This is a genomic window from Schlesneria sp., assembly GCF_036405755.1.
Lineage (GTDB): Bacteria > Planctomycetota > Planctomycetia > Planctomycetales > Planctomycetaceae > Schlesneria > Schlesneria sphaerica.
Window position 1 is genome coordinate 1 of sequence record NZ_DASWWZ010000479.1, and the last position, 6,835, is coordinate 6,835.

7 protein-coding genes are annotated in these 6,835 nt (G+C 57.3%); 5 read left to right on the forward strand and 2 right to left on the reverse strand.

The features are described 5' to 3' along the window. On the forward strand, positions 1-513 hold a 513-nt coding region (locus VGE80_RS16255; protein WP_440593400.1), incomplete at its 5' end, for a DUF1559 family PulG-like putative transporter. Next, complete coding sequence (locus tag VGE80_RS16260; RefSeq protein ID WP_373649114.1) at positions 500-853, forward strand: hypothetical protein; 354 nt, start codon at positions 500-502, stop codon at positions 851-853. The genes VGE80_RS16255 and VGE80_RS16260, both read left to right, overlap by 14 nt. A gap of 153 nt (positions 854-1,006) precedes the next feature. Here the strand turns inward: VGE80_RS16260 and VGE80_RS16265 are convergent, their stop codons facing one another. Further along, entirely contained in the window at positions 1,007-1,615 is a 609-nt protein-coding gene (locus tag VGE80_RS16265; RefSeq protein WP_440593401.1) for a thermonuclease family protein, read from the reverse strand. Between the two features lie 368 nt (positions 1,616-1,983). Between VGE80_RS16265 and VGE80_RS16270 the strand changes: the two genes are divergently transcribed. From VGE80_RS16270 to VGE80_RS16280, 3 genes are all read left to right on the forward strand, one after another. After that, a complete protein-coding gene (locus tag VGE80_RS16270) occupies positions 1,984-3,717 on the forward strand; it encodes a HEAT repeat domain-containing protein (protein WP_440593402.1) in 1,734 nt (577 codons plus the stop codon). Between the two features lie 162 nt (positions 3,718-3,879). Then, a complete protein-coding gene (locus VGE80_RS16275) occupies positions 3,880-4,752 on the forward strand; it encodes a hypothetical protein (RefSeq protein ID WP_440593403.1) in 873 nt (290 codons plus the stop codon). Between the two features lie 17 nt (positions 4,753-4,769). Next, positions 4,770-5,366, forward strand: coding sequence for a hypothetical protein (locus VGE80_RS16280; RefSeq protein ID WP_440593404.1), 597 nt, complete (start codon positions 4,770-4,772; stop codon positions 5,364-5,366). A 1,227-nt stretch (positions 5,367-6,593) separates the two neighbouring features. Here the strand turns inward: VGE80_RS16280 and VGE80_RS16285 are convergent. Continuing rightward, on the reverse strand, positions 6,594-6,835 hold a 242-nt coding region (locus VGE80_RS16285), incomplete at its 5' end, for a hypothetical protein (RefSeq protein ID WP_440593405.1).

Below are 6,835 nucleotides of genomic sequence, written 5' to 3' on the forward strand. Positions count from 1 at the left end.
GGCATCAATCAACCCTGGGGCCGCTCGACGGCGTACTGCTACAACTACGACCTTCCCGAACCTGTCCCCGGGGCCCCCGACGGCAAGATTGATGGCCCCTTTTACCCGAACTCGCATACCCGTATCGCGGACGTCACCGACGGACTGTCCAATACCGTCTTCGTCGGTGAACGAAGTTCGTACCTGAGTAACAACACATGGGTCGGGATCGTCCCGAACGCCGTCGTCTCTCCCCGCACCGATATCCGACCGTGGCCCTCAGACAACAACGCGGCAGCGGACCTGGTCGGATGTCATAGCGGACCGGATGTGCATGACCACCCCCAGGTGGTGATCCACGCTCCCAATAATCCCTTTGGCCATACCGACGAAATGTGGGGGGAACACGGGCCCGGCTGCAATGTCTTGTTCGGCGACGGTTCGGTCCGGTTCTACACCGCCTTCACCGACGGCAATGTCTGGGTCGCCATCTCGACTCGTAACGGGGGAGAGGTGAACCATGGAGATCATTGAACGTATCGATCGCAACCGGCCAACCACAATAGCCTTGGCCATTTTCGGACTCGCCGTATCCGGAATCTTGATCCAGTACCTGCGGGCCCAACCTCAAATTGGCGAAGAGGAGCAGGTCATCACGACGGTCGATGCGCTCTTCACCGCACTGACGACGCGCGATCTGCAGCGGTTGGAAGACTGCGAATCACGTCTGCAGTCGTATCGAGAAAATGGCGAGTTGCCCGAGGTGGCCGCCGCCAAACTACAAAAAATCATCGGGCGTGCTCGCGAGGGTGAATGGGAGCCTTCCGCCAGAACGCTCTACGACTTCATTCTCGCACAACGTGGAGCCCCCTGACCGAGCCCTTTCGGGCAGAGTTCGGTCCATCCGCGCTATCGTCAGATGAGTGTGTCCCGCTGACAGGCCCCGTGCGCCCCGTCTGCTTCAGGGCTCACGCGAAGGATCAGCAGCCCTGGCACCGGGTGAGGTCAACGCCACTTCTCGGCGAGTTTATTCGCTGATATCGCTTTCAAACCCCTCAGATTCATTCTCAGGCTGTGGCTCGACGGGCTTCTTTTTTGGTTTGGATTTTGCTTTCGGGGCCTTATTCTGAGCGGGCACGGCAGCAGCGAGTCCCTCTTTTTTCTGGGCCCGGTAGGTCCATGGTTCAACGGGGGATTCATCAGCCCATAAGCCTCGATGGGCGTCTTGAGCGTCCTTTTGCAGCTCTTTCAGTTTCGTGTCAGGAGTCCCCTCCTCCACACACCAGGCCCAGCCTTCCTGCACCATTTCCGCATTGACGCTCGTTCCGTCGGTTTCTACCGTCACCAGGATTTTCTTGTCGCGGGGATCGCTTCCCACCTTCCTGATGACGAGATCTTTGCGAGCCAGAATTTCCTTCAACGCATTGTGCGCTTGCGTCGCGAAAGGTTGGCCACGTTCCGGAGCGTCGATTCCTGCCAGTCGCACACTGGTCAGCGTCTTACCATCCCGAATGAAAAACGTGTCTCCATCGATCACCCGGGTGACACTTCCTTTGATTTCTTCCGGCGATGTCGTCTCAGCGGCAACCAGTCCACACGAGAGACTCACGAAACTCAGGATGATCAAGCGGTGCATAGCGTTTCAATTCGTCAGAATTCGGAGATTGAAGCGAACACCACAGAAATTCGTCCGCAGGCCGCTTCTCCGACGCTACCGGTTCAGCATGCGCGGGTCAACGACCTGCTCGATCTGCCGCGGTAATGAATCCCAGAATGCGATTTCTCACACGTATCTTTAAAACATTGTTGGCCACACCGGCAGGCCCGGCTTGAAGGGATCGTGGAATCACACCCCACTCGATCGCCCTCAATCGCCGCCCAGCGAAATGGTCTGCCACCCGGGGTTATTCCGTCCCTTTCCCGCCAACTGATTCCCTCCCCCCGACGAAGCGGTATACTTTGTGGATCAGGTCGCCTCGTCGTCTTCCACGGAAACTGTGCCACATGTCGCTGAAATCGGGCCAGAAGTTTTATCGAATCAGCCTCTGTGCGGTGGTCCTCCTGTTATGGTCGCTGGGGACGTCTGCGGCCGCCGACAAACAGAAAATCCAGCAAGCGATCTCCAAAGCGCAGGCCTATCTGCTGCAGGGCCGCTTCTCCGGCGGAAGTGGTTCGATCGCCGCGATGGCGTACATCAAATCCGGCGGCGATAAGAAATCCCCGAAGCTCCAGCCGATCATCGACGAGATTCTACGGAAGGCCCCCGTCGACAGCCGCTACCGCCCGACGTCTAACCATAACTATGAAGCGAGCGTTGACCTGATGCTGCTGGAGGCCATTGACCCTGAGGGCTACCGGATCCAGATTCAAATGATTGTGGACTATCTGCTGCAGTCGCAGCAGCCCAACGGGGCCTGGTTCTATGACCGACAGATCGAAGCGGATTGCGGTGACACCAGCATCACTCAATATGCCATCATGGCTCTGTGGGCCGCGTCGCGCATGGGAATCGACGTTCCCACGGAAGTCTGGGAAAAGGCCGCTCGCTGGCACATTGACCGACAGCGGGATGACGGAGGATTCGTCTATCACCCGTTCGATCGCAAGCTTTACCACGACCCCGAGCATCATCGGACGACCGATACCATGACCACGGCCGGAACGAGCAGCCTGCTGATCATCCGCCGAATGCTCTTTGACGATTTCGAACTCGACCCGGAAGTCCGTCCCCCGGACGCGACGAAACGGTTCGGCGTGCTCGAGCGATTCGTCGATGGCTCCCCACCAACGCCCAAAGGAGTGGTCAAGCGTGCTCCCACCATGAAGCCCGCCTCCATCGATAACAGCCTGAAAGAAAGCATTCGCTGGATGGGGGCTCACTTTGGAGAAAAGAACAGCAATCACGAACGATGGTTTGCTTACCACCTCTATTCCATCGAACGCGTCGCCGCACTGATGGACGTTGCCAAGTTCGGCAGCCACGACTGGTACGACGAGGGTGCCGACGAACTACTCAAGCGTCAGGCCGCCGACGGTAGCTGGACCGACCACTGTGGAGCCCAGGCGGCAACGGCGATGGGGTTGATGTTTCTTTCCAAGGCGACCACGACCATCGTGGCTCCGCGCAAGAAAACCGTGACGGTTGGTGGCGGGTTGCAGGCGGGGGGACGGGGCCTGCCCGATCAACTCGACGCAGTCACCATGAATGCGGGTGTCGTTTCCGCCCGAAAGATCGCCGGGCCGGTCGACCAGCTACTCATCGAACTGGAAAAATCTTCGGACGCCAAAGTGGAAGATGTGCAAGCGGCGATTGTCGAAACCGTGCAGCTTTCCAACCCGGAAGAGTTAATCGGCCAGACCGAGCGACTGCTGAAGCTGACCTCTGACCCTCGTGTCGAAGTCCGAAGAACGGTCCTGTGGGCACTCGGACGATCGGGAAACTTCTCGGCCGCCAAACAACTCATCGCGGCCCTGACAGACCCGGAACCGACCGTGGTCCGCGAAGCCAGTCTCGCGCTGTGCGTTCTCACCCGCAGATTCGATGGGTGTGGCACAGCGGTCGATCCCTTAGACGACGATCAGATGGGGCTGAAAGAGGATTCCTCAGAACAGGAACGTAAGGCCGCTCTTGACGCCTGGAAGGTTGAAACATCCCGGCGATGGAGGGAGTGGTACGAGAAAAATCGACCGTACGACGAACGAGACGACCGCAAATATTTGAAGAAGAACAATCGATGACACGATCACACGTGGTGCCACGCTCGCAGGGTCCTTCACGGGATTTCCCCCTTCCCTCCGAAGTGCTCTGCGATCAGACTCAGCACCGTCAGGACTGCGGCCGTGTAAGCCACCTCAAGTCGAAGCAATTGAATCGGTGAGACAATGCCAGCCAGATCGTCAATGACACCCCCACCCGTGATGCGTGTGACCCTGTACGACTGGGTCAGCTCGTGGGCCATTGCCTTATTCATCGGCTTGCTGATGACGTGCGGGGCCGTCGTCACCGTATGGCTGACAACACGCCTACCCAAGCCCCCGGAAGCGGTTCCTGTCGAACTGGTCGAACTGCCGGGGGGATTCGAAGACGGGTCTCCTGATGAGACACTTCGCGTCGATTCTCCCGATCCGGAAGTCCGCGACGCGGTCCCCGCAGACGCTGTCGCTGAACAGGTGGAAATTGCGGAAGCGATCGAAGCGGTCGTCGAAATGTCCGAAACCGCGACTCAACAGGTCCAGCAGCAGTTCGATACGGGGATTCAAAACACCGGCAAGGTCGGTAGCGCCACGGGGACCGGCCGCAAAGCACTCGGAATGGGTCCCGGTACAGGAGGCCTTCCGCGAGAGCAACGCTGGTTCGTCAAGTTTGGTGAGCGTGCATCCCTCGATGAATACGCTAAGCAGCTCGACTTCTTCGGGATCGAACTCGGCGCGCTGCTGGCCGATGGTCGCCTTGCCTACATCTCGCATCTTCAGAAACCGATCCCCGACGTCCGGTACATCAACAGTGGTTCCGACGAAGCGCGGCTTTATATGACGTGGCAAGGGGGCGAACGTCGCGCATTGGACATTCAGCTCTTCGCCCGCGCCAACGTGAACGTCCGGGGAGATACCCTGATTTTCCATTTCTATCCGAAGGAAACAGAGAACACGCTTGCGCGACTGGAACTCGAATTTCGCAACCGCACCGTCAGGCAGATCCGCAGAACGTACTACATCGTCGAACCGGATGGCCCCGGCTACAGGTTCAACGTCTTTCGTCAGATTCTTTTCTGAGCAATGAAGAGGCAGTCATGAAAACGTGGAAATTGATCCGCAGCTTCGGCATCCGTGCCCTCCTCTTCATGGTGTTCAATACCATGCTCACGGGAGTTCCCATTCCACTCTGGAGCATTGAATACCTCGACCATCCCCAGAAACTCCACTCCGTCACCAGGACGCATCTGGTGCTGGAAGACGGTCAGCAAGTGACACTCCCTTACATCAAGGAATTGCCTGAGAATTCCTCTCTCTTCATGGCCGCCCTCTCCAACGGAGTGGAAACAAGCCCGGACGGAACGGCGTGGGGGCTGATCTGGTCTGATCGGCTCTGCGGCAATGATTTTGTTGTGTGGCGAAGACGTCGAGTCGACCTATGCCTGCTCGCCGCTACACTTCACCCTGAGGGAATCGATGCGACTCTTGTCAGCCCAGACGACATGGCCTTCATTCTCGAGACTTGCAGGATCAATACGAACTCGAATGGTGTCAGCCACCGAAGAAATCGCCTCGCCGGGTACGACTGGATCTACATGAGGCGCGTTGAAAAGGTTTTTCAGGAGACTCATGCAAAAATCGAGGTTAGACCCGGCAAAGCAGAGGAGGAAGCCGCAAAGCGCCCCCCTGGGTAAGCGATTAGTGAAGTCTTCTCCGCCCTGTTAAGGGCATAACAAAAGCTATTCAAAAGACACGCCACCGAATCCCACGAAACAGGACGTTCGGGGTGAAACACCCTGCTCCGGTTACGCAGACACGTAGCCAAAGTAGCCAGAGAACGTGTCGCCCTTAACAGGGCTGGCAACAAAGAATATCACCGACCCAGGGCGGCGCTTGCGGCTCTCGCCCCGGCGCTCTGCCCTGGGCTGGCTTGTCGATGCCTTTCAGGCATAAGAATCAAACACGGAACCACTTTGTGTTCAGGCGTCTGACTCGAATCGATGTGAGGCGCTCAAAGCAAGTTGGGTCACGCTCGGATGATTCGATCTTTCGATCCCGAAATGCCTCCATTCGAGGACCATCGATAACCGAACAAGTCCATGAGTAACCCCATCTCCCCGGCCTGAAAGGCCATCAGAGATCAGCCAGGGCAGTGCGACGCGGCGAAGCCGCAAAGCGCCGCCTTGGGTAGGTGATGAGTGAAGTCTTCTCCGCCCTGTTAAGGGCACAACAAAAGCTATTCAAAAGACACGCCACCGAAACCCACGAAACAAGACGTTCGGGAAGAAACACCCCGCTCCGGTTACGCAGACACGTAGCCAAAGAATGTGTCGCCCTTAACAGGGCTGGCAACAAATAATATCACCGACCCAGGGCGGCGCTTTGCGGCTTCGCCCCGGCGCTCTGCCTTGGGCTGGTTTGTGGATGCCTTTCAGGCATAAGATATCGGACACGGAACCGCATTGTGAATTCAGATACCCGATCGAGAGCAACAGGATATGCTGCGTCTCCCCGCCCCCGTGTCTCCTCGATCTCACTGAAACGCCCCACCACTGCGACAACAAATCTTGACAACACCTTATCGCACAAGTAAAATAAAATGAAGTTAAGATTCGCGGAAGAAGGCTGAGACTGATCGAGAAATGAATCCCTTGTGAGGCCAGTAATGGCTCCGAGTGCGTTCGAACGGATCATTTGGGCCGGATTCGCGATCGGCTGATGAGACCACAGGAAACGGATCGTCGTTCAATTGGTTGCTGTGGTCTCAGGCGTCACACGACTGAGTGCGGGGATCCTGGCGGGCACTTGATCGACGGTTCTCAGGGCTCATTCCGATCACGAGCCCGATTCTGGATGTGAAGTGTGATTGAAGTTGCTCAACTTGTTCAATTTGAGCAACTTCAAAACCTCACTGGAGTCTATCAAACAGGGATGTTGCTCAACTCGTTCAACTTGCTCAAGGTCAATTTTTTCCCCGAGACCGGCAGACCAGGGGGCCACCCCTTCAAAGTTTGAGCGTTCAACGGTGCGTAGCGGAGCAGGAAGACGACGTGCACGAAGCGCGACGGAGCTGGTGACCGAACCGAGCTGCCTCGGCTCGATATTTCCAAGACAGCATTGATCGTTTCTGGCTTCACCCATGTGGTGTGGGCATCAGCCGCCC